19 protein-coding genes are annotated in these 21,639 nt (G+C 61.0%); 5 read left to right on the forward strand and 14 right to left on the reverse strand.

The features are described from left to right. Positions 1-27: 27 nt before the first annotated feature. The 6 genes from BMZ42_RS17905 to BMZ42_RS01860 all read right to left on the reverse strand — a co-directional run bounded on the left by BMZ42_RS17905 (position 28) and on the right by BMZ42_RS01860 (position 7,200). A complete protein-coding gene (locus BMZ42_RS17905) occupies positions 28-891 on the reverse strand; it encodes an ABC transporter permease (protein WP_175556597.1) in 864 nt (287 codons plus the stop codon). A gap of 3 nt (positions 892-894) precedes the next feature. After that, the gene (locus BMZ42_RS17910; RefSeq protein WP_175556598.1) at positions 895-1,881 is read right to left on the reverse strand and encodes an ABC transporter permease; all 987 of its coding nucleotides are present in this window, start codon (positions 1,879-1,881) and stop codon (positions 895-897) included. Positions 1,882-1,896: 15 nt separating this feature from the next. Then, positions 1,897-3,429, reverse strand: coding sequence for an ABC transporter substrate-binding protein (locus BMZ42_RS01845; protein WP_091517909.1), 1,533 nt, complete (start codon positions 3,427-3,429; stop codon positions 1,897-1,899). 39 nt (positions 3,430-3,468) lie between these two features. After that, positions 3,469-4,566, reverse strand: a complete 1,098-nt coding sequence (locus BMZ42_RS01850; protein ID WP_091517911.1) for a M24 family metallopeptidase — start codon at positions 4,564-4,566, stop codon at positions 3,469-3,471. 162 nt (positions 4,567-4,728) lie between these two features. Further along, on the reverse strand, positions 4,729-5,745 hold the full coding sequence (locus BMZ42_RS01855) for a LacI family DNA-binding transcriptional regulator (RefSeq protein ID WP_175556599.1): 1,017 nt from the start codon (positions 5,743-5,745) through the stop codon (positions 4,729-4,731). Between the two features lie 147 nt (positions 5,746-5,892). After that, complete coding sequence (locus BMZ42_RS01860) at positions 5,893-7,200, reverse strand: NAD(P)/FAD-dependent oxidoreductase (protein WP_091517915.1); 1,308 nt, start codon at positions 7,198-7,200, stop codon at positions 5,893-5,895. Positions 7,201-7,489: 289 nt separating this feature from the next. On the opposite strand from BMZ42_RS01860, the gene BMZ42_RS01865 reads away from it, so the two are divergent. From BMZ42_RS01865 to BMZ42_RS01875, 3 genes are all read left to right on the forward strand, one after another. Further along, on the forward strand, positions 7,490-8,347 hold the full coding sequence (locus BMZ42_RS01865) for a VOC family protein (protein ID WP_091517918.1): 858 nt from the start codon (positions 7,490-7,492) through the stop codon (positions 8,345-8,347). Between the two features lie 85 nt (positions 8,348-8,432). Next, a complete protein-coding gene (locus BMZ42_RS01870; RefSeq protein ID WP_091517921.1) occupies positions 8,433-8,972 on the forward strand; it encodes a peptidylprolyl isomerase in 540 nt (179 codons plus the stop codon). A gap of 234 nt (positions 8,973-9,206) precedes the next feature. Next, complete coding sequence (locus BMZ42_RS01875; protein ID WP_091517922.1) at positions 9,207-10,079, forward strand: NAD(P)-dependent oxidoreductase; 873 nt, start codon at positions 9,207-9,209, stop codon at positions 10,077-10,079. 52 nt (positions 10,080-10,131) lie between these two features. On the opposite strand, the gene BMZ42_RS01880 is transcribed toward BMZ42_RS01875, so the two are convergent. From BMZ42_RS01880 to BMZ42_RS01900, 5 genes are read right to left on the reverse strand one after another with little or no spacing between them, the layout of a single operon-like run. Continuing rightward, on the reverse strand, positions 10,132-11,445 hold the full coding sequence (locus BMZ42_RS01880; RefSeq protein WP_091517925.1) for a branched-chain amino acid ABC transporter permease: 1,314 nt from the start codon (positions 11,443-11,445) through the stop codon (positions 10,132-10,134). After that, entirely contained in the window at positions 11,442-12,455 is a 1,014-nt protein-coding gene (locus BMZ42_RS01885) for a branched-chain amino acid ABC transporter permease (protein WP_091517926.1), read from the reverse strand. Before BMZ42_RS01885 ends, BMZ42_RS01880 begins: the two co-directional genes overlap by 4 nt. 2 nt (positions 12,456-12,457) lie before the next feature. Continuing rightward, on the reverse strand, positions 12,458-13,165 hold the full coding sequence (locus BMZ42_RS01890; protein ID WP_091517929.1) for an ABC transporter ATP-binding protein: 708 nt from the start codon (positions 13,163-13,165) through the stop codon (positions 12,458-12,460). Then, complete coding sequence (locus BMZ42_RS01895) at positions 13,162-13,941, reverse strand: ABC transporter ATP-binding protein (protein WP_091517931.1); 780 nt, start codon at positions 13,939-13,941, stop codon at positions 13,162-13,164. Before BMZ42_RS01895 ends, BMZ42_RS01890 begins: the two co-directional genes overlap by 4 nt. Before the next feature lie 16 nt (positions 13,942-13,957). Beyond that, positions 13,958-15,139 (reverse strand): ABC transporter substrate-binding protein, encoded by a 1,182-nt coding sequence (locus BMZ42_RS01900; protein ID WP_091518402.1) that lies wholly within the window; start codon positions 15,137-15,139, stop codon positions 13,958-13,960. A gap of 243 nt (positions 15,140-15,382) precedes the next feature. On the opposite strand from BMZ42_RS01900, the gene BMZ42_RS01905 reads away from it, so the two are divergent. Beyond that, positions 15,383-16,141, forward strand: a complete 759-nt coding sequence (locus tag BMZ42_RS01905; protein ID WP_091517933.1) for a TetR/AcrR family transcriptional regulator — start codon at positions 15,383-15,385, stop codon at positions 16,139-16,141. Between the two features lie 18 nt (positions 16,142-16,159). Here BMZ42_RS01905 and BMZ42_RS01910 read toward each other — a convergent pair whose 3' ends face one another. Together BMZ42_RS01910 and BMZ42_RS01915 are read right to left on the reverse strand one after the other, a co-directional pair. Then, on the reverse strand, positions 16,160-17,533 hold the full coding sequence (locus tag BMZ42_RS01910; protein ID WP_091517935.1) for an aminotransferase family protein: 1,374 nt from the start codon (positions 17,531-17,533) through the stop codon (positions 16,160-16,162). Positions 17,534-17,558: 25 nt separating this feature from the next. Beyond that, positions 17,559-18,884, reverse strand: coding sequence for an aspartate aminotransferase family protein (locus BMZ42_RS01915; protein ID WP_091517938.1), 1,326 nt, complete (start codon positions 18,882-18,884; stop codon positions 17,559-17,561). 102 nt (positions 18,885-18,986) lie between these two features. On the opposite strand from BMZ42_RS01915, the gene BMZ42_RS01920 reads away from it, so the two are divergent. Continuing rightward, on the forward strand, positions 18,987-20,981 hold the full coding sequence (locus BMZ42_RS01920; RefSeq protein WP_091517941.1) for an acetoacetate--CoA ligase: 1,995 nt from the start codon (positions 18,987-18,989) through the stop codon (positions 20,979-20,981). A gap of 60 nt (positions 20,982-21,041) precedes the next feature. Here the strand turns inward: BMZ42_RS01920 and BMZ42_RS01925 are convergent, their stop codons facing one another. Next, positions 21,042-21,551, reverse strand: a complete 510-nt coding sequence (locus tag BMZ42_RS01925; protein ID WP_091518405.1) for a MarR family winged helix-turn-helix transcriptional regulator — start codon at positions 21,549-21,551, stop codon at positions 21,042-21,044. Positions 21,552-21,639 lie beyond the last annotated feature (88 nt).

The raw sequence follows: 21,639 nt of genomic DNA on the forward strand, positions 1-21,639 counted from the left end.
TTAGCGGGCGGTCATACTGAGGGTGGGTCAAGCGCGTTTCACGTTGGTGCGCACGGCTTTCTTCACTGCTTTCGTCGTCACGCGATTGGGATCGAGATAGTCGCGGATGCCATCGCCCAGCAGATTGAAGGCCAGAACGGCAAACATCAGGGACAGGCCAGCGGCAGTCGACATCCAGGGCTCGGCACGCAGATATTTGAGGCCATAGGCCAGCGACCAGCCCCAGGTCGGCGTCGGCGGTTGCACGCCAAGACCGAGAAAGCTCATGCCGCTTTCAGCGACAATCGCCGTGCCCATGCCGAAGGTGGCCAGCACGATCAGCGGGCCCAGAATATTGGGCAAAATGTGCAGCGTGATGATCCGCGTTGCCGACGCGCCGATCCCGCGCGCCGCAGCGACGTAGTCCTTTTCACGCTCGGTCAACGTCATGGCGCGCGCGACACGGGCATATTGCGTCCAGTAGATCGCGGCGAGCGATATCACCAGATTGAGCGGGCCAGGCCCCAACACCGCAATGATCGCCAGAGCGAGCACGAAAGCGGGGAACGCCATGAACACGTCGACGACACGCATGAGGATGGTATCGACATAGCCGCCATAGTAGCCGGAGATGATCCCCAAAGCGGTGCCGATCAGCGCCGAGATCGCGACCGTTCCGATGCCGATTGTCAACGATATGCGGGCACCGGCGGCAAGACGGGTGGCCAGATCGCGACCGAAATTATCGGTGCCCAGCCAGTGAATTGCGCTCGGCAGCGCAAAGCGGTTGCGCATGTCCATCTGTTCGAGGCCGTAGGGCGACACCCAATCATAGATCCCGGCCACACCGAGCAGGATCACGACCATGACGAAGCCGATGACGAAAAGAGGGTTCTGACGAATGAATTTCATCATCTAGATCCTGATCCGCGGATCAATGTAAGCGTAGGTGAGATCGGTCAGCAGATTGATCAGCCCGACAAGCACCGCGAAACTGATGGCGACACCCTGCACCAGCGGGAAGTCGCGCTGGGAAATCGCGCCGACGGTGAGCTGGCCAAGGCCTGGCCATCCGAAGATGCCCTCGACCAACACGGCGCCACTGAGCAGATTGCCGAACTGGAGCCCGATCATCGTAACCACAGGGAGCAGCGCGTTCGACAGAGCATGGCTCCATACGACGCGCCGCTCCTTCACGCCCTTGGCCCGGGCGGTACGCACGAAGTGGCTGTTCAGCACTTCGAGCATGGAGGCACGCACCAGGCGGCAAATCATTGCCGCGCCCTGAAGGCCCATCGCTATCGAAGGGAGGATGAGATGCGATAGCGAGTCGAGCAGAGGTCCGGCGCGTCCCTCAAACAACAATATCTGCACAGCGCTGACGATCGGCTCGCCACGGCCAATGGCCGGAAGCCAGGTCAGCTGAACGGCGAAGACATACATCAGCAGAATCGCCAGCCAGAACACGGTCAGCGCCACGCCGAGCTGGGCAAAAACCAGTGCGATCAGATCGATCACGGTGCCCTGGCGCATCGCGGCGACAACGCCAAGCGGAATGCCCAGAACCACCGACACGGTGATCGCCCCGAAAGCCAGCTCAAGCGTTGCCGGCAATCTGGAGGTAATGAGATCGAAGACCGGCTCGTTCTTGAAGATCGAGACGCCCAGATCCCCATGCAGGAGATTTCCGACATAGGTGGTGAACTGGATCAGCAATGGCTGATCCAGTCCGAGTTGGGTGCGCATATGGGCGATCTGTTCCGGCGTCGCATTGTCACCCAGCAACACGGCGACCGGATCACCCGGCACAAGTTGCAGCAATGCAAACGACACGATGGTCACGCCCACAAGCATGGGCAGGAACAACATCACGCGCTTTACTAGATGGATCAGAACGCCCATGCCAAACCAGCCTTGTTACTTGGTCAGATTACGCAGGTAACCACGCGCATCGTCAGGCTCGCCACCGGTGATCTGCTTGGAAGCGAATGCATCAAAGCCGGTGTAGGACAGCACATAGTAAGGCAGATCTTCCGCCAGCGCGCGCGCTGCCTGGTGGTAAGCCTCGATTCTCTCCTGCTGATCGAGCGAGGTACGGCCCTTTTCAAGCGCCTCGTCCACCACAGGATTGGAATACTTGCCCCAGTTCGTCGCACCCGTCGTCGTGAAGTGCGAATAGGTGCCGCGATCCGGATCCACGAGATTGACCCAGCTCAACAGAGCGATGTCGTAATTGCCGGCGCGAACGTCGGCGATCCATGCCGGAAAATCAGCGATCGAGATCTGCGCGTCGATGCCGACCTGCTGCATCACGTTCTGGATATATTCGATCGTCTGAATACGGGCCGAATCTTCAGAGTTGGTGCTCAGGCGAATGGTCAGCTTCTGACCGTCCTTCTGCAGCATGCCATCCGAGCCTGCCGTCCAGCCGAGATCGGCGAGCGCCTTGGCAGCACCCTCCATATCGAATGTGGGCTGGCGGATATCCGGGCTGTAGACCCAGCTGTTCGACGGCATCAGCACCGAGGTGCCCGGAATGTCGAGACCGCCATAGATCTGGTCGACGATCACGTCCTGGTCGATCAGCATGCCAACCACACGGCGCACGGCCGGATCGGCAATTGCCGGGCTCTGCGTGTTGAAGCCCAGATAGGTCATGGTCAGACCCGGAAGCTTCGTGTGGGTGAAACGGTCGTCAGCTGCCAGACGAGTGACATCGTCCGGCGACAGCGGCGTCATGATCATCTGCAGATCGCCAGCTTCCAGCGCCTGTGCACGCGCGGTGTTGTCGCCAAGCACGACGAAGACGATCTTGTCGGTTGCCGGCGCGCCGCCTGCATAATCAGCATTGGCTTCCAGAACGATCTCGCTGCCCTTGGTCCAGCTGGCGAGCTTGTAAGGGCCGGTGCCGACGGGCTTGTTGGAAAGATCCTGGCCGGCCTCGACGGCATGCTTCGGGACGATGCCGATATCCATGTAGCTGAGCAGCGGTGCGTTCGGCTTGCTGAGCGTGAACTTGACCTGATGGGTGCCCACGGCCTCCACGGTCTCGATCGGTGCGAACAGCGACGCGGCATTCGATGCCAGCTTGGGGTCGCGGATCGAGGTGTAGGTGAAGACAACGTCCTCGGCGGTCAGCGGCGTGCCGTCATGAAACTTGGCATCTTCGCGCAAGGTGACGAGAAGCGTCGTCGGGTCAACCTGCTCCAGCTTGGTTGCAAGGTTGGGCTCCGGCAGAAGATCGCCATTCAGACGGACGAGCCCATCATAAAGCAGATCCAGAACGCGGTAGTCGGTGGTGTTGCGGAGCGTTCTCGGGTCAAGCGACGCTGCATCAACGTCCGTGCCGATGCGCACCGTCTGGTTCGCGGCAAAGGCGGGAATGTGACCGAACGATAATGCGGCAATCGAAGCTCCGACGAGCAAGCCGCGGCGAGTCAGTGAAAACATGTTTTAGTCCTCCAGGCGCAGTTTCTTGGCGATGACTGGCTACGCAAGCACCAGCAGTTCGCGAGGCAGGGTGCTCAGGCTTTCACACCCTGCTTCGGTAATCAGAACATCGTCTTCAATGCGGACACCGAGACGGCCCGGCCAATAAAGACCCGGCTCGATGGTGATGACGTTGCCGGCGGCCAGCAAGGCGTGGTTGCCGCGCATCACCATCGGCGATTCATGCACATCGAGCCCAAGTCCGTGACCGGTCTTGTGAACCACATAGGGAGCAAAACGGCTCGCCTCGAGATGGCCACGGCACAAATCATCGAGAGCATGGCAGCTCAGACCCGGACGGGCAGCTTCGTGCCCCTTGCGGTTGGCCTCCAGCACGACGTCGTAAAGTTCGCGATCCTCGGCCGAAACGTCGTGAATGAAGACGGTGCGGGTGATGTCGGAACGGTAGCCGCCGGAGCCGACGCCAAAGTCGAACAGCAGCGCGTCACCGGACTTGAGCCGGTATTCGCCGGCATGGCCATGCGGAAGCGCAGAATTGGCGCCCGCCAGCACCAGCGGCGGCGATACCGGACCGGTGATCGGCTGCTTCAGCACATTCGCCATCATCGCCAGCTGGATCTCGCGCTCGCTCATGCCGATCTGAACTTCTGCGAGCGTCAGCGTCAGCGCAGCCTCCGCCATCTTCACCGCACGGCGAAGATGCTCGATCTCGCCGGCATCCTTGACGGCGCGCAGCGAAAGGGTCGCTGCCTGAACGTCCTTCAACTCGGAGCGCGGGAACGCAGCCTGAAGTGCATTGCGCTCGATGACGCGCATGCTCAGACCTTCAACGCCGATCACCGGCAGATCGAGCAACCGGGCGGCCTGCGCAAAGGCACCGGCATAGCCTTCCTCGTCGCGCCAGCGCAGAACCTCGGCATCAAAGCCCAGCACGTCCCAGGATTCCGCCTCAAGATCGGGAAGAACCACCACCGGACGACCCTGCAACGGCACGATCAGAACCGTCGGACGCTCCATGACATGGAAAGTTCCGCCGGTGAGATACCGGAACGACGAACCGGGAATGAACGCAATTGCGTCCAGCGCCTCGTTGCGCATTGCCGCGCGCAGACCCTCAATGCGGGACAGCTGATCCATACGACGATTTCCTCCTGACACGCTTCGCAGCCTGAACGCTTGCCCGTCTCCCGGACGGCAGGCAGGAGCGACACTCCCGCCAAGCGCGGCTATCAATATTTTAGCGCTATAATACGACACTCTTGTTGTCAACAGTTCGTCGAAAAAACCGACATCATCCGATCAGAAACTGTTGCGAAGGATCAGATCAAATCCGACATCGACATGCGTCGCCGAGACCACGCCCTTCTCGACTTTCTCGGCGATCAGCGCGGCGGCGGCATAGCCGATATCCCGGCTGCGCGAATCGATGGTCGACAGACCCGTCGGCAGCTGCGCCGCCACCTCGTAGTTGCCGTACCCCGCCACTGCGAGACGCTCCGGCACGGCCCAGCCCCTTCGCATGCATTCGAAGATGACCCCGACACCGACCACGTCGGTGACGCAGAACACGGCATCGACCGGACGCCCCATCTGATCCATCTGCTCGAGCGCCCTGACGCCACACGACATATCCAGCGATCCCGGCACGTTGACCAGCAGATCGCTCGGCAACCCCGCCTCCGCCAGAACCGAGCGAAACCCGGCCTTACGCGCCTCAAATCGCGCCAGCTTCTCTTCCGAACCGATGAACGCGATGTTGCGGTAGCCGCGCTCGACCAGCGCGCGCGTCATCGCCGCGCCGACCTCAAAATCGCTGCAACCAACGCTCATGTCGACCATGGCCCTTTCGGCCCATGCCTCGACAACCGCAACCCCGGCCTCCTGCAACATACGCCGCGCCGCAGGCAGACGATCGGTGCCGATGAGGACAATTCCGTCGGCCCGACGCCCCATGAAAGTGCGGATTGCAACCAGCTCGCGCTCGGGACTTCCGGCAACGGAAACCAGCAATTCATAGCCATGCCTGTCGGCATATTCGCTCAATCCGCGCAGCAGACCGGAGAAGCTGGAGTTGGCCAGCGACGGCACGATGGCGCCGATCAGACGACTGCGCCCGGAAGCCAGGCTGCCGGCCACCATGTTCGGGATATAGCGCAGCATCTTCGCCGCCGCAGCGATCTTCTCCCGCGTCGCCGGCGACACTTTCTCGGGATTTCTGAAAGCGTTCGACACCGTCATCGGCGACACGCCCGCCAGCCGCGCCACATCCTGCATGGTGGCGCTGCGCTGGATTGGATCGGACGTGTCGGTGCTCACAGCAGCTTTCATCGGAATCCCGGAACGAGAGGGGATCAACGCGGACCTACGTGATCTTTCGTGTTCGAATTATAGCGCAACACTTTGACCGACCACAACCCGCAATTTCCCCTTACTCACCAGTGATTTCGTGTGAAGATTCCGAGATCAGCCGAGCTTGATCTCGCGGTGGTCCCGGCGCTTGTACCAGGCCAGAACGAACGGCGCGACGCGGCGCGCGATCGGGTAGAACGGCATCGTCGACGGCTCGGTGACCGGCAAGGCCAGTTCGTTCAGCGAAACTCCGTCGATCGCAGCTGCAAGTTCGCGGCCGAGCGAAACCGACAGGGCAACGCCGCGACCATTGCAGCCAACCCAGCTCCAGACATCCGGCGCAAGGCGATGAACCCGCGGATAGCGATCATAGGTGATGCCGATCCGGCCGTTCCAAACATGGGTGAATTGCTGCAAACCCAGCTGCGGAAAGGCTTCGGCCAGACGCTTGGCGGTGTGATCGGCCACGCGTTGACGGGCATTGAAAGCGCCCAGAACCGAACCGCCCGTGATCAGACGATTTCGCGCATCGTAGCGGAAATAGCGCAGATCGGCGCGGGTATCCGAAACAGCCTGACGACCGGGGAGCACCTGCGCCCTGACCTCTTCGCTCAAGGGCGGCGTGGCCATCTGCCATGACGTGATCGGCACAATCGAGCGTGCAATTGTTGGCGCCAGCTTGCGATGAAGCAGATCGGAGTAAGCGTTGGTCGCCAACACCACGCTCTTCGCACGAACCATGCCCCGCTCGGTGGCGACGTGCCATTTTTCATCGCGCCGGGTAAAATCCGTTACCGGCGAATTCTCGTAAATCGTGACGCCAGCACGCTCGCACGCCGACGCCAAACCGCGCACCAATGCCAGCGGATTGATGTGTCCGCCCGAACGGTTGAACATGCCGCCGTGCCAAAAATCCGTTCCCAGAAGTCGCGCTGTTTCGGCGCGATCCAGCAATTCGGCTGTCGATCCGAACTTGTTCCAGGCATTGACGCGCTGCTCGGACAAACGCTGACGCCCCGGCGAATGCGCCGGCTGAAACCAGCCAACCTGCTCTGCCTCGCAATCGATCCCCTCGCTCTCGGCAAGACGAAACAAATATTCGGCGCTGGCGCCGACCAGCGTCGCCAGCCGCTCGCCGGTTTCGCCGAAGCGCTTGACCAGCGCGCCGGGCTCAACCGCCGAAAGTGTCGGAATCACCTGGCCGTTGTTGCGACCCGATGCGCCCCAGCCAACTTCAAGCCCCTCGATCAAAGCCGTGCGGATGCCGCGCCGGGCCAGATGCAGCGCGGTCGAAAGCCCTGACAGACCGCCCCCGATGACAACCGCGTCGTGATCGACCGTGCCAAGCAACTGGGGGGATGCCGCTCGCGCAGCTGTCGCAGCAGACCAAAGCGAGGCCGGCCATTGATGAGCATATGTCATGAATTTTCTCTGAGCCAGAAGTTTGAGACAAAACCCCGCCATCATCTCGGCGGGAAAAAAAATGAGCGCCCATCCAGCTTCAGACGGAAAGCCGTCCCCGCATTTTTGGGTCCACCGCAGCGCTTGATTGCAGCGAGCGACTTTTCAGTCAACAATAATTCACGACCCATATTCCAATCAGGACAAGCTCATGCTCAGGTTTGCGACGAATCAATCCAGCGATTTCAATGGATTGGCTTCAGACTGAGTCGCAATCTAGCCACAGCACCCCCCGTCGACAGGAGACCATATGAGCCATCCCGTTACAGGCATCGACCATTGCTACCTGCTGGTAAATGACCTCGACACCAGCCTTGCGCAATTTCAGCGCCTCGGCTTCACGATCTCTCCGCGAGGTTTGCACAGCGCCTCGAAGGGCACCGCCAACCACACCATTATGCTCTCACATAATGATTATTTCGAATTACTTGGGGTTGCCAACCCGACACCTGAGAACGCCCCCAGACGCGCGCTTTTGCAGAAGGACGGGGAAGGTCTTTACGCAATGGCTGGCCGTATCGAGGACGCCGAGGAAGGCAAAAAGCAGCTCAAGGAACTGGGCGTCGAGGTCAGCAATGTTCAGCGTTTCGACAGGCCGGTAACGCTGCCGGATGGCTCCGAAGGGGTCGCCGCATTCTCGATTTTCAGCTTTCCTGCCGAAAAAGTGCCCGTCGGAATCGCATTTGTCTGCCAGCATCACACCCGCGAAACCGTCTGGTTGCCGGAGCTGATGACGCACAAAAACGGCGCGGTGGCGCTTGCAGGGATGGTCGCGCGCTATGACGAACCGGAGAAGGCGGCAAACGACTACGCCAAGCTTTTTGCCGCTGGAAGCGTCGCAGCGGTTGCCGGCGGCTGGTCCGTCGACACCGGAAATGTCCCGGTTATCTTCCTTGACGCGGACGCGTTGCAACACCGCTATGGCACGCTGGAAACCGCGCGTACACCTGCAAGCGGCTTTGCGGTGCTGCAAATTCTTGTCCAGGATCTGGCAGTGACGCGCGCTGTTCTTGACGCGTCCCAGACCCCGTTCCAGCCTACCAGCAACGGCATTGCCGTGGACCCGTCGCTGGCAAGCGGCGCGATCATCGAATTCATCCAGGGCTAGATCCCACCATACCACCACAGCCTCGTGGCGGACCTGCCGCCCGACGGCGCCGAAATTCCGCAACACTGTTACAGGAATATATAGAATGACTGCCGAAACACTGACCAAGGTCCTCGTGAGCACTGAGGAAGGCGAGTTCCTTCTGGGAATCGATGAAAAGAACGCCCCGATCACGGCGGCGAATTTTCTCGCCTATGTCGATGGCGGACACCTGGTCGACTCCTCCGTCTACCGGATCGTCACGATGCAGAACCAGCCGGCTGACCTTGAGCACAAGATCGAGGTCGTCCAGTGGGGCTGGCGTCCAAGCGAGGACAAGCCGGAACCGCCATTCCCGCCCATTCCGCATGAGCCGACATCGAAGACCGGCCTGTCCCATGTCGATGGAACGCTTTCGATGGCGCGCTGGGAGCCGGGAACGGCAGGTCCGGGCTTCTTTGTCTGCCTCGGCGACCAGCCGGAACTGAATGAAGGCGGCAGACGTAATCCTGACCGCGCCGGCTTTGCCGCCTTTGGACGGCTGCTTGATGGCAAGGACACGCTCCTGCGCCTGTTTGCCCGCGCGGAAGACGGCGACTACCTGACCAAGCCGATGAAGGTCCACAGCGCCGTCCGCGTCCAGTAACGGCCGCATCGCTTTAGCAATGAATGAAGGGATTGCCGACAGGTTCACAAGGTCGGCAATCCCCAGCGTCTGCCCGCACCGCCGGGTCCGACCCTTCACGATGCGACAGAGCGTTGAATACAGCCCTGCGCCCCTTTCAATCGCAGTTGGCAAGCCAGACGCATCCGAATAGGGTGCCACCCGTCATGAAACAGCGGCGTCCAGCGGGATTCCGCTCACTACCGGAGCATGCATATGAAGCAGCGAATCGGCGTCATTGGCGTCGGATTGATGGGCCACGGGATCGCCAAGAACATTGTCACCAAGGGATGGCCCCTCACCTATCTTCGTCATCCCGGCAACCAGCCGACAACGGATCTCGACGACGCAGGCGCGCAAGGATGTGACAGCGTAGCGGAACTGGCAGACGCGAGCGATATCATCGTTCTGTGCGTGACGGGCACGCCTCAGGTGGAAGACATTCTGGTCGGTTCCGGCGCGTTGCTGGCGGCTTTGCGGCCCGGCATGGCGATCGTCGACTGCTCCACCGCCAATCCGATGTCGACCGTCCGCATGGCGGAAATAGTTGCCGAAAAGGGCGCGCATTTCATCGACGCAGCAATGACCCGCACACCGAAAGAGGCGGAAGAAGGCCGGCTCAATCTTCTGGTCGGCGGCGATGCTGACCTCGTCGCGAAATTGCGTCCGCTGCTCAGCACCTTTGCTGAGAACATTTTCGACGCCGGCGGCGTCGGCACCGGCCATCAGCTCAAATTGCTGCACAATTTCGTTTCGCTCGGCTCGGTCACGCTGATCGCCGAAGCTGCAGCCTGCGCCGCAAAAGGCGGCGTCTCGATGAGCGCCCTCGTCGAATGCCTCGCCAAGGGCGGCGGCGGCGGTGTCGCGCTTGAAAGATTGCGCGGCTTTATCGAAAGCGGCGACCCCTCGCAAATGCGCTTCTCGATCGCAAATGCAGCCAAGGATCTGACCTATTATCGTCAGTTTGCAAATGACATGGAAGGCGCAACGCGGGTTGCGGACGGCGTCGCGGACACGCTGAACGAGCTGATCGCACGCGGCCATGGCGAAGCCTTCATGCCGGAACAGGTCAAGCTTCTGCAGGAATAATTGATCGATTCAACAAGGCCGGGAGCCCTCGTGGCTTCCGGCCTTGTGATTGTCAGACCCCGGTTTTTTCGGGGAACAGCCCTCTGGGCATGAACCTGAGCGCGACCAGCAGGATCGCCCCCATCAGAACCAGACGAATTTGCGAGGCATTGTTGAGAAGATGCGCGCGCAGACCGCTGCCATCGGGCAGCCATGCGGTTGCCGATTCAAGCAGCCAGACGCCGACCGGCTCGGCCTGCACCCAGCAGAACCAGATGAGAAAGCCGCCAAACACCGAACCCCAATTGTTGCCTGAACCACCCACGATCACCATCACCCAGATCAGGAATGTGTATCGCAACGGCTGGTAGCCACCGGGGGTAAACTGGCCGTCGAGCGTCACCAGCATGGCGCCGGCAAGACCGACAATCGCCGACCCGATGATGAACACCTTGAGGTGCATCCGCGTGACGTTCTTGCCCATCGCACTGGCCGCGATCTCATTGTCGCGGATCGCACGCATCATCCGGCCCCAGGGCGAATGAAGCGCAAGCTGAAACAGGAAAAGCAGCGCGCAAAGAATGGCGGCAAAGAGTGCGGTGTAGCCAAGCTTGACCACAATCGACGAAAGCTCGTTGACCGACAGCCCGGTCCACGCCACCAGACGGTCGAACCCGGACATGACCCGCACTTCCATCTCGGTCGGAACCGGGCGCGGCAGGCCAACCACATTCTTGACGCCGCGTGTCAGCCACTCTTCGTTCTTGATCGTGACGACGACGATTTCGGAAATACCGAGCGTGGCAATAGCGAGATAGTCGGCACGCAGGCCAAGAGCGATCTTGCCGATGAACCACGCCGCAGCTGCGGCAAGCAAGGGCGCGACAACCCAGGCGACAAGCACCGGCAGACCGAGACCCCCGAGATAACCTTGCAACGACGGGTCGACCGCTTCAATCGCGTCTGTCGCCGGGAAATAAAAACCACCTGCAACAACGCTGCCGACCGCTGCCACCGCGACGAGCGCCCAGGCGCGCGCTGTAGAAGGCGGCAGGAGCTTCCAGACGCCATAGGCCACCACGACAGTGACCGCCATGATGAGTGCGGCCCACATCACACCCGCGCCGCCGGCGGCCAGCGCTTCGGGCACTGGCGCAGCTGCCACCAGCACTACCGCAAGCCCGCCAAGTGCGGCAAACCCCATCACGCCGACATTGAGAAGCCCGGCATAGCCCCACTGGATGTTCACGCCCAGTGCCATGATCGCCGAGATCAGGCACAGATTGAGAATGCCCAGCGCGTTCGACCAGCCCTGAATGATGCCGACCAGCGCCAGCATCACCGCCATGATGGCGTACATCAAAATACCTTGCCAGCGCTGGGTCATGACGGACGTCCATTGAACAGGCCGTTCGGTCTCACCAGCAGCACCGCGACGAGAATGATGAACGAAACGGCATATTTGTAATTGGTCGACAGGAGCTGAAGCATCCCGTCCGGTTGAAGAGCCTCGGGGAGCAGATAGGTTGCCACCTTCTTGTAGGAGTAGGTCAGCGCGATCTCGGAAAACGCGACGATCATGCCGCCGGCAACCGCGCCCACGGGGCTGCCCAGACCGCCGACAATCGCCGCCGCGAAGATCGGCAGCAGCAATTGCTGGAAGACGATCGGCTTGAAGCTCTTGTCGAGCCCGTAAAGCGTTCCGGCGATGGCGGCCAATGTTGCGGCCAGCACCCATGCCCAGCGGACAATCTGATCGGGGTTGACGCCCGACAAAAGGGCCAGATCCTCATTGTCGGAATAGGCCCGCATCATCTTTCCAATGCGGGTATATTTCAGCAGCCAGAAGACGAAGCCAACGCACAGAACCGCCATGACAATGGTAATCGCCTGCGAGGTGCGGATCGCCAGCCCTTCCTTGAGGCCCGTGAGAGCCTTGAAGTCGGCAACCGAAATGATGAACCGGACGCCATCGTCGAAGACGCGATCATCGGGACCGATTGCAAAGCGGATGATCCCGGCCATGGCCAGCATCACGCCAATCGACACGATCAGCAACACGACAGTGTCCGCCTTGCGGACGCGATAGAAGCGGTAGACGAAACGATCGGTCAGCAATGCGATCGCCACCGTCATGACAATGGCGACAGGCAGCGCAAGCAGCGCCGTCGAGAGCGGCGCAATGCTGATGCCAAGCCATTGCAGCACCCAGACCGCGAACACGGCGGACATCGCACCGAACGACATCAATTCGCCATGCGCGAAATTCGAAAACCGCAGCACGGCAACGATGATCGTCACGCCCAGCGCACCGAGCGCCAGCTGTGAGCCATAGGCCAGAGCGGGAATGATTACGAAGTTGGACAGTACGACGAGCGCGTTCGCAAGGTTTTCCACGCCTATCCTCCCAGAAATGACTTGCGCACGTCTTCCTGGCGCAGAAGTTCGGGACCAGAACCGCTGTAACGGTTCTCACCCTGCACCAAAACATAGCCCCGGTCGGCGATCTGCAACGCCTGCCGGGCGTTCTGCTCGACCATCAACACCGCGACACCGGAACGGGCAATATCGATGATCCGGTCGAACAGGTCATCCATGACGACAGGCGAAACGCCGGCAGTCGGCTCGTCCAGCATGAGCACCTTCGGGCGGGTCATCATCGCCCGGCCCACGGCCACCTGCTGGCGCTGGCCACCGGAAAGCTGACCTGCGGGCTGATAACGCTTCTCTTTGAGGACCGGGAACAGATCGTAGATCTGCGCCATCGTGTCCTGAACGCCTTCGCGCTGTGTCAGCCCGCCCATTTCGAGGTTTTCCTCGACGGTCATCGACGCGAACACATTGTCGGTCTGGGGGACGAAACTCATGCCTTTGGCTACGCGGGCCTGCGGCGTCAGGGCGGTAATGTCCTCGCCGGCAAGCGTGACCGTTCCCTGGCGCAGCTTGAGCATCCCGAACAGCGCCTTCATCCCGGTGGACTTGCCAGCGCCATTCGGACCGACAATCACCGCGACCTGACCGCTTTCGACCTCGATGGTGCACCCGCGAAGGATGTCCACGACGCCATAGCCGCCAACCATATTGGTTCCAGAAAGAAACGCCGTCATGCCTGCGCGACCCTGTTTTTCAGACCGGTCCCGAGATAGGCTTCCACAACTTCCGGGTTGCTCTTGATCTCGTCGACCGTTCCGGTCGCCAGTACCTGCCCCTGCGCCATGACGATCACCGGATCGCAAAGCTGCGCGATGAAATCCATGTCGTGCTCGATGACGCAGAATGTATAGCCACGTTCCTTGTTCAACCGGACGATGGCATCGCCGATTTCGTAAAGAAGCGTGCGGTTGACGCCCGCGCCGACCTCATCGAGGAAGACGATCTTGGGATCGGCCATCATCGTGCGACCCAGTTCGACGAGCTTTTTCTGACCGCCGGACAGATTGCCCGCAGGCAGATCCGCAACGTGGCCAAGCTTCAGGAAGTCGATGACTTCCTCGGCCTTTTCGCGTCGCGCACGGTCAAACGCCCGCACACGGCCCGGCCGAAACCAGACATTGCGCAGACTTTCACCGGGATGATCTGCCGAAACGACCATCAGATTTTCGCGCACGGTCAGCGTCGAAAACTCATGCGCGATCTGGAAGGTGCGTAGCAGCCCCATGGCGAACAGCTCATGCGGCTCCAGCCCGGTAATATCTTTTCCGTCGAGAAAAACCCGGCCCGACGTCGGGCGATAGCGCCCGGCAATGACATTGAACAAGGTCGTCTTACCGGCCCCATTGGGACCGATAAGACCGGTAATCTTGCCCGTCTCCAAAGTAAGGGAGGCGTTTTGCAAGGCAGCCAGGCCACCGAACTTCTTGCTAAGCCCGTCGACAACAATCACGATGGCCTGCCTTCAATCAACGGAAGCTGACCGTTTCGGTGACGCCACCGCGAATTTCGATCTCGCGGAACGTACCTGCACTCTCGCCCGGCTCGATCAGCTCCACAGCCGATGCGCCGACATAGTCAATCTTCCCACCCTCGGCGAGAATCTTCAGACCCTTTGCCAGTTCGCCCGGCATGATCTTTTCGCCCGGAGCATTGGCAACGTCGAACACCTTCTCCTTGACGAGCGCGCCTTCGGTCGAACCGGCAGCCTGCATGGCGAACGCCGCCAGAGCAACCGCATCGTACCATTCGGCCATATACGGCCCAGGCACCAGATCAACCGTCTTCAGCACTTCGGCAAACGTCACGGCACCATCCGAGTCGGAGCCTGGAGTCGTTCCGAACGAACCATCGAGAGCCGGCCCGATCGCTTCAGCAAGACTGTCTCCGATCATGCCGTCGGGCAGAACGAAGAGGTCGAACGCGCCCACGTCGAGCGAGCCCTGGAGCATGCCCTTGCCGCCCTGGTCGAGGAAGCCGGCAATGACCAGCGCTTCGCCGCCAGCGGACGCCAGCGAACCAACCTCGGCGCTGTAGTCGCCCTTGCCATCCTCATGCGGAACGACCAGCGTGACCTTGCCACCCTTGGCCTCGAACGCGCTCTTGATGCTGTCGCTCAGACCTTTTCCATAGTCGGTGTTGGTGTAGGTGATCGCGACTTCTTTCAGGCCACGGTCGATCATCACCGTCGCCAGCACCTCGCCCTGACGGGCATCGGACGGCGACGTGCGGAAGAACAGGCCATCGTCGGGAATTGTGGACAGCGCCGGCGACGTCGCTGCCGGCGAAATCATCAAAATGCCGTTCGGCATGGCGACGTTCTGCAGGACAGCAGCGGAAGAACCCGAGCAGCCGTCGCCGATGATCACATCGACCTTGTCGGAATGCACCAGACGCTCGGCAGCGGCAGTTGCCACAGCAGCGTCAATGCAGGTCGAGTCAGCGCGCACGCTGGTGATCTTCCTGCCGCCAAGGAACAAGCCGCTGGCGTTGATTTCCTCGATGGCCAGCTCCGATGCGCGGGCCATGTTGCCTGCAACAGACTCGATCGGACCGGTGAAGCCGTTGAGCAAGCCAAGCTTGACTTCATCGGCATGAACCGGCGCGGCAAGCGCCATCGACAATGCGATTGCTGAAATAGTAGTCCGCATCTCCATCCCCTTGTTATACGGCGTACAATTACGGCGTACAATATGCACGGCGCGCAGATTTGGCAAGGGGCGCGATCATGATCCACAACGGCGCGCTGGCACTGGGCAAGCACAACAGGCGCCCTCCAGAACGGGATAAGAACAGCAGCAGGGTTGACCAGTCGCGACATACAGCACAAACCAGCATTTTACTGTCCTAACAAGTATCGGTCGCGATAACCGGATGCGCGAAGGAGCTTAACCATGAACCAGGTACTGGTCGGGCGACAACGACGTCGCTCCAAGAAAGCGGACAAAGGTCAGGATGCGCCGGCTCTGACTCGCGAGGCCATCGTCGAAGCCGCCATCAAGCTGCTCGACAGCAGCGACCTCGAAAATTTCAGCATGCGCAATCTTGCCAAGGAGCTCGGCGTCTATCCGACAGCGATCTACTGGCACATTCCAAGCCGCAACGCCGTCATCAACGCCGTGATCTCGACGATCATGGACGATCTCACCCCGCCCCCGTCGGAGGACTGGAAGGCGTGGATGAAAACGCTGTTCCGGCGCTACCGGGCGATCATCAAGCGCCACCCCAACATCTCGCCGCTGATCGGCGTGCAACTGGTGTCGAATGCGAGCGTGGATCTTGACCTCATCGAGGGCATTCTGCAGGCGCTCGTCAGTGCGGGCTTTCCAAAGCACACGCTTCCGGTAGCCTATAATGTGGTCCAGTCGGCAATGGTCGGCTTTACCACCGAAGAATTCGCCCTGGCGCCCAAGGAAGAAGCCGAGGAATGGGCCAACGGCATGCAGCAAATGCTCAGCGAGGTCGACGCTACGGCACATCCGCTGCTGGTCGAGCATCTCGACGAGATGAAGAACCGCAGCTTCATCATGCGCTGGCAGAACGGCGTCGATGCGCCGATGGACGCGTCGTTCGAAATGTATATTGACGTGACGATCCGCGGGCTCGAATCCCTGCAGCAGGATCTGGTCAAAGCGGGCGGCAATCAGGACTGACGCCGCCCGCTCCAACACTTAGCTTTGACGCGATTGCGCCCGCTCTTCGGCGAATGCTGCCAGCGACTGCTCCAGCAAGTCCACCAGCTCCCCGACCTGCGGCTCTGTAATGATCAGCGGCGGCGCGATCATCACCCAGTCACCATAGCGCCCCTCCGCCGTGCGGCGGGTGTACAGCATCAGCCCCCGCTCGCGTGCCAGATCGACAACGCGGTTGATCGCATGATCGTCTGGCGCGAAAGTCCGATCGCTGTTCTTGTCGGGAACAATCTCGACCGCGAGCAGCAATCCCTTGCCGCGCACATCGCCGACATGGGCATTGCGAAGCTTCAGCCCTTCCAGCCGCGCCTTCAGGATGTCGCCCATCCTGGACGCATTCGCCATCAGGTCGCGCTCCACCAGCTCGCTCAGCACCGCATGGCCGATGGCGCAGGAGAGCGGGTTGGCCGAGTAGGTATGGCCGTGAAGAAAGCCGCCGCTTTCACGCAGCGTATCAACCATCTCCCGCGACGCCAGGACAACGCCGAACGGCGTGTATCCGGACGAGATCCCCTTCGCCATGGTGACGATATCCGGCTGGGCATCAGGCCAATGGGCAGCCGACAGGAACTTTCCGGTCCGGCCTGCGCCGCTCATGACTTCATCATAAATCAGGATGACGCCATGCCGGGTGCAGATCTCGCGCACGCGGTTGTAATAACGCTCCGGCGCGACCAGCGCTCCGGTGGCAAGCCCGCCCACCGGCTCCATGATGAACGCCAGCACTGTGCCGGGCTGTTCGGCCACGATCGCCTGCTCCAGCGCATCCGCGCAATGATCGACATAGCTGTCGGCATCGAACCCGTCGGGAACCCGGTAGGTGATCGGCGCAGGAACTTTCGGCATGACGCGCGCGATCCCGGCAAAGATCTCCTCACTTTGAGGATCTCCCGTGATGCCGACGGCACCCAGTGTGCCGCCATGATAGCCGGGAACACGCGACAGCACCTTCCAGCGCTCCGGCTGACCGTTCGCCACCGCATATTGACGCGCCAGCTTGAGCGCGGCCTCCACCGCCTCAGAGCCGCCTGACACCAGAAATGCGCGTTCGAAGCCCGGCCCGGCCAACTTTGCCAGCAAGTCTGACAGATCGATATTGGCCTGGTTCTCGAAGAACGCACGGCTGGCAAAGGCAACCTTCGTGGCCTGCTCGGTCATCGCTGCGATGACGCGTGCATTGCCATGGCCGAGATTGCTGCAGACCGGCCCGGAAGACGCATCAATGTAGCGCTTGCCACTCGTATCCCACATATAGATGCCTTCGGCATGTGAGATCATCGGCAAGCGTGCCGCATCCTTTGGCGCATAGAAGACCTGGATCGGCCCTCCGGCGTCGCCAAAATTGTCCCTCATGGCTTCCTCCCTCAACCCTTCAGCCTCAACCCTTCAGCAAATCGCCATATCTGTCGAAGAAGCGACCGGACGCGGCGAGATAATGATCAATGTCCTCCTGCTGCACCGGCAGCATCAGCGCGACAAGACCGCGACGCGCCTGATAGATACCTTCCTCGATCAAGTGGAAGAAGAACAGGTCGCGCAGGCGGCCATCGCAGCCCAAAGCCTGCTGAGGCGTTTTGACCGGCTCGACTGCCGGGTGCATGTTCATCAGGGAACCAAGCCCGGTAAACTGGACTGCAACATTTTTCTCGCGCGCCAAGGCATTGAGGCCATCGCGCATGCGGTCGCCACGCTTGGTCAATGCGACGGCGACATCGGCGGTGTAGACCTTGGTAAGACCGGCAATGCCTGCCGCCATGGTGATGACGTTGTTGTTGAACGTTCCGGGATGGGGAATGCCCTTCGGATTGCCGGGGTCCATCAGACCCATGATGTCGGCACGACCACCCACTGCACCGAACGACATGCCGCCACCGAGATATTTTCCGGCAGTCGTGATGTCCGGCATGATGCCCAGCAGCGCCTGACGTCCCCCCGCCGAAAGGCGCGACGTCATGACTTCGTCGAAGATCAGAACCGCGCCGACCTTTTCGGTTTCCTCGCGCAGAACTTGCAGGAACTCCTTGTCGGCGGGAATGCATCCGCTGGCGCCGAGCATCGGCTCGATCAGCACGGCCGCAAGATCGTCCTTGTGCTGCGCGATCAGTTCGCGCGCGCCCTGCGGGTCGTTGTAGGTGGCGACGACATAATCATGCGGCACGTTGATCGGCGATGCGCCACCGGCAAACGCGATCACGCTGCCATGATAGGCGCCGTCGAACACCATGATCTTCGACCGGCCGGTGAATGCCTTGGCGAGCGCAATGCCGACCAGGTTTGCTTCGGTGCCCGAATTGGTAAACCGCACCATGTCCCAGGACGGGATGCGATCACACAGGATCGCCGCCAGCTGCGATTCCAGCGTGTTATGGGCTGAAAGATTGACGCCATTGGCGAGCGCGTTCTGAACCGCTTCGCGAATGTGCGGGTCGGTGTGACCATAGATGCCGGCAGTATATTCGCCGAGAAAATTGACGTAGCGGTGGCCATCGACGTCGAACAGGTGCTGACCCTCGCCACGCGCCATCGCCAGCGGGAACGGATCGTAATAGAGCACTGTGCGGGTGTTGCCGCCCGGCATGGACTTGGCCGCCTGCGCCAGCTGCGCGCTGCTTTTTGGATTTCTCAGCACATAGTCGTCACGGACAGCCTTGAGGGCTACCGCGATTGCATCACCGTTGTGCGTTTCCGTACCTGCAGATCCCATTTCTTTGCTCCGCCCTTCGGACATAGTGGAAAACGAACTTTATTGGACAACGTACAGGGCTTATTGTACATTGTCTAGCAAGGCGTTTGGATGGAGGGCGTAATGGTCGAGGCCGGTGATTTCCTGTGGCAGGGCGACGAAGATTTCGTGGCCAGCTCTAATGTCAGCCAGTTCATGGCATGGCTCGCCACGGAGCGCGGCCATCATTTTGCCGACTATCATGAGCTCTGGCGCTGGTCGGTGGCCGACATCGAAGCGTTCTGGCAGGCGATCTGGGACTATTTCCAGCTTCACTCGCCGACGCCCCACGACAAGGTGCTGTCGTCTCGCAGCATGCCGGGCGCGCAATGGTTTACCGGCGCAACGGTCAACTATGCCGAGCATGTCCTGCGCAATGAGGTCAACGGCGATCCATCGCGCCCGTTTCTCTATCATCTTTCGGAACTGCGACCGCTTGGCGAAATGAGCTGGCAGGAGGTCGCGCAGAAAACGCGAATTCTGGCGACGCGCCTGCGCGCCCTCGGCGTCAAGCCGGGAGATCGCGTCGCGGCCTACATGCCCAACATTCCCGAGACGGTGATCGCAATGCTCGCGACGACCGCAATCGGCGCGGTCTGGTCCTCGGCAGCGCCGGAATTTGGTGCCGGCACGGTGATCGACAGGTTCAGCCAGATCGAGCCGACCATTGTGTTCGTGGCCGATGGCTACCGCTATGGCGGAAAGAATTTCGACCGGCGCGATGACATTTCAACGATCATCGCCGCGCTGCCTTCGGTCAAGACGGTCATCTGGATGAACTATCTGCAGCCGGACAGCGAAGTGGCGGCCATGCGTCCCGCTGTGCTGGGCTGGGAGGAAGCACTCTCCGGCGCTCCGGTGCCGGCGGCGGAGTTCGAATTCGAGCGTGTCCCTTCGGACCACCCGCTCTGGGTGCTGTTCTCGTCGGGCACGACCGGACTGCCGAAAGCGATCGTCCACGGACATCTCGGCGTCTTGCTGGAACACTACAAGTCGGCTGCGTTCCACATGAACATCAAGCCCGGACGCTCGGTCTATTTCTACACGACCACCGGCTGGATGGTCTGGAACACGCTGATGTGGGGACCGCTAATGAACGGCATCGCGGTTCTCTACGACGGCGATCCAGCCCATCCGCGACCCGACGCGGTATGGGACATCGCAGCGCGCACCAAGGCGCAACAGATCGGCATCAGCCCGACGCTCGTGCTGACAATGCAGAAACTGGGGATCCGGCCGGGCGAAAAATATGACCTGTCGGCGCTTGAGGGGATTTTCCTTGTCGGCTCGCCGGCGACGCCGGAATCCTTCAGCTGGCTTTATGAAAACGTCAAAGCCGAACTCTGGGTGACATCCCAGTCGGGTGGCACCGAATTCTGCTCCGGCCTCGTCGGCGGCTCGCCCACCCTTGCCGTCAACGCCGGGGAGATTCAGGCCCGCACGCTGGGTGCGGACATTGTCGCGCTCGATGAGGACGGCAAGGAAATCATCGGCGAGCCGGGAGAGCTGATCATTCGCAGCCCGATGCCGTCGATGCCGATCCAGCTGTGGGGCGACAAGGATTTCGCCGCCTATCGCGACGCCTATTTCGACATTTACCCGCAGTGGTGGCGCCACGGCGATTCCTTCACCCTCAATGCGCGTGGCACCTGCTTCGTGCATGGGCGCTCGGACGCAACGCTGAACCGCTACGGGGTGCGGATCGGCTCGGCGGAAATCTATCGCACGCTCGACACGATGCCGGAAATCGTCGACAGCCTGATCGTGTGCGTCGAGGACAAGAACGGGGGCTTCTACATGCCGCTCTTCGTGCAGATGCGTGAAGGCACGGCACTGGACGACGCCATGATCGCGCGCCTGCGGCAAAAGCTGCGCACCGAACGCAGCCCGCGCCACGTTCCGGACGAGATCATCGCGGTTCCCGCGATCCCCTACACATTGACGTCCAAGAAAATGGAGGTGCCGGTGCGCAAACTCATGATGGGCATCCCGCTCGACAAGGCCGCCAATACCGGTTCGATGAAAGACCCAGGCGCGCTGGACTGGTTCGCAGATTTCGCTTCCCGGCGCGCTGCCTAGGCACGCCGCACTCCCCCTCCCGCCATCACGGCTCCGGCATCATCCGGAGCCGTTTTGGTTTCAGGGCAGTTCCAGCGTCTCGACAGACGCCTCCGCCTTGTAGACGCCCGCGCCGGAGAGCAGATCTGCCAGTTGGGACGCCGCCGCCACAGCCAGCTGTCGCTCTTCAGCCGAAAGTTGCCCGAAACGCTCGGCAAACGCTGCGCCCAGCGCCGGTGGAGCGCTTGTCAGGCTGGCAATTCCCCGTTCCGTCAGACGCACATGCACAATCCGCCGGTCGCGGCCGGAACGATAGCGCGCAACCAGCCCGCGCGCTTCCAGATTGTCGAGAACCGTCACCGCCGTCGCCGCGCTGATATCCGCATATTCCGACAGAGCAGACGAAGTAACTTCGCCCATCTCTGCAACCCCTTTCAGGATGATGAGTTGTGCTGATGTCAGTCCGCTCGCCTTGACCAGCGCGCGCGACTGAAGGTCATGCGCCCGCACCACGCGGCGGATGGCCTTTTCAAGAGCCTTGGCTTCGTCGGCTTCGACAAGTGCGGGGACAACATTCAGATCGAGGATCATTTCAGGCGCCATTAATTCGACATCTAATGATTAGATATATAGGGTTCATGGTCATTCGAACAATAACACAGGAAGGAACCACCCAACC

Source organism: Aquamicrobium aerolatum DSM 21857 (assembly GCF_900113935.1).
Classification (GTDB): Bacteria; Pseudomonadota; Alphaproteobacteria; order Rhizobiales; family Rhizobiaceae; genus Aerobium; species Aerobium aerolatum.

Excerpts from the sequence above, each read along its gene's own strand:
- BMZ42_RS17905 (WP_175556597.1), bottom strand. The coding sequence starts at position 891 with ATGAAATTCATTCGTCAGAACCCTCTTTTCGTCATCGGCTTCGTCATG.
- BMZ42_RS17910 (WP_175556598.1), bottom strand. The coding sequence starts at position 1,881 with ATGGGCGTTCTGATCCATCTAGTAAAGCGCGTGATGTTGTTCCTGCCC.
- BMZ42_RS01845 (WP_091517909.1), bottom strand. The coding sequence starts at position 3,429 with ATGTTTTCACTGACTCGCCGCGGCTTGCTCGTCGGAGCTTCGATTGCC.
- BMZ42_RS01850 (WP_091517911.1), bottom strand. The coding sequence starts at position 4,566 with ATGGATCAGCTGTCCCGCATTGAGGGTCTGCGCGCGGCAATGCGCAAC.
- BMZ42_RS01860 (WP_091517915.1), bottom strand. The coding sequence starts at position 7,200 with ATGACATATGCTCATCAATGGCCGGCCTCGCTTTGGTCTGCTGCGACA.
- BMZ42_RS01865 (WP_091517918.1), top strand. The coding sequence starts at position 7,490 with ATGAGCCATCCCGTTACAGGCATCGACCATTGCTACCTGCTGGTAAAT.
- BMZ42_RS01870 (WP_091517921.1), top strand. The coding sequence starts at position 8,433 with ATGACTGCCGAAACACTGACCAAGGTCCTCGTGAGCACTGAGGAAGGC.
- BMZ42_RS01875 (WP_091517922.1), top strand. The coding sequence starts at position 9,207 with ATGAAGCAGCGAATCGGCGTCATTGGCGTCGGATTGATGGGCCACGGG.
- BMZ42_RS01880 (WP_091517925.1), bottom strand. The coding sequence starts at position 11,445 with ATGACCCAGCGCTGGCAAGGTATTTTGATGTACGCCATCATGGCGGTG.
- BMZ42_RS01890 (WP_091517929.1), bottom strand. The coding sequence starts at position 13,165 with ATGACGGCGTTTCTTTCTGGAACCAATATGGTTGGCGGCTATGGCGTC.
- BMZ42_RS01900 (WP_091518402.1), bottom strand. The coding sequence starts at position 15,139 with ATGCGGACTACTATTTCAGCAATCGCATTGTCGATGGCGCTTGCCGCG.
- BMZ42_RS01905 (WP_091517933.1), top strand. The coding sequence starts at position 15,383 with ATGAACCAGGTACTGGTCGGGCGACAACGACGTCGCTCCAAGAAAGCG.
- BMZ42_RS01910 (WP_091517935.1), bottom strand. The coding sequence starts at position 17,533 with ATGAGGGACAATTTTGGCGACGCCGGAGGGCCGATCCAGGTCTTCTAT.
- BMZ42_RS01915 (WP_091517938.1), bottom strand. The coding sequence starts at position 18,884 with ATGGGATCTGCAGGTACGGAAACGCACAACGGTGATGCAATCGCGGTA.
- BMZ42_RS01920 (WP_091517941.1), top strand. The coding sequence starts at position 18,987 with ATGGTCGAGGCCGGTGATTTCCTGTGGCAGGGCGACGAAGATTTCGTG.
- BMZ42_RS01925 (WP_091518405.1), bottom strand. The coding sequence starts at position 21,551 with ATGATCCTCGATCTGAATGTTGTCCCCGCACTTGTCGAAGCCGACGAA.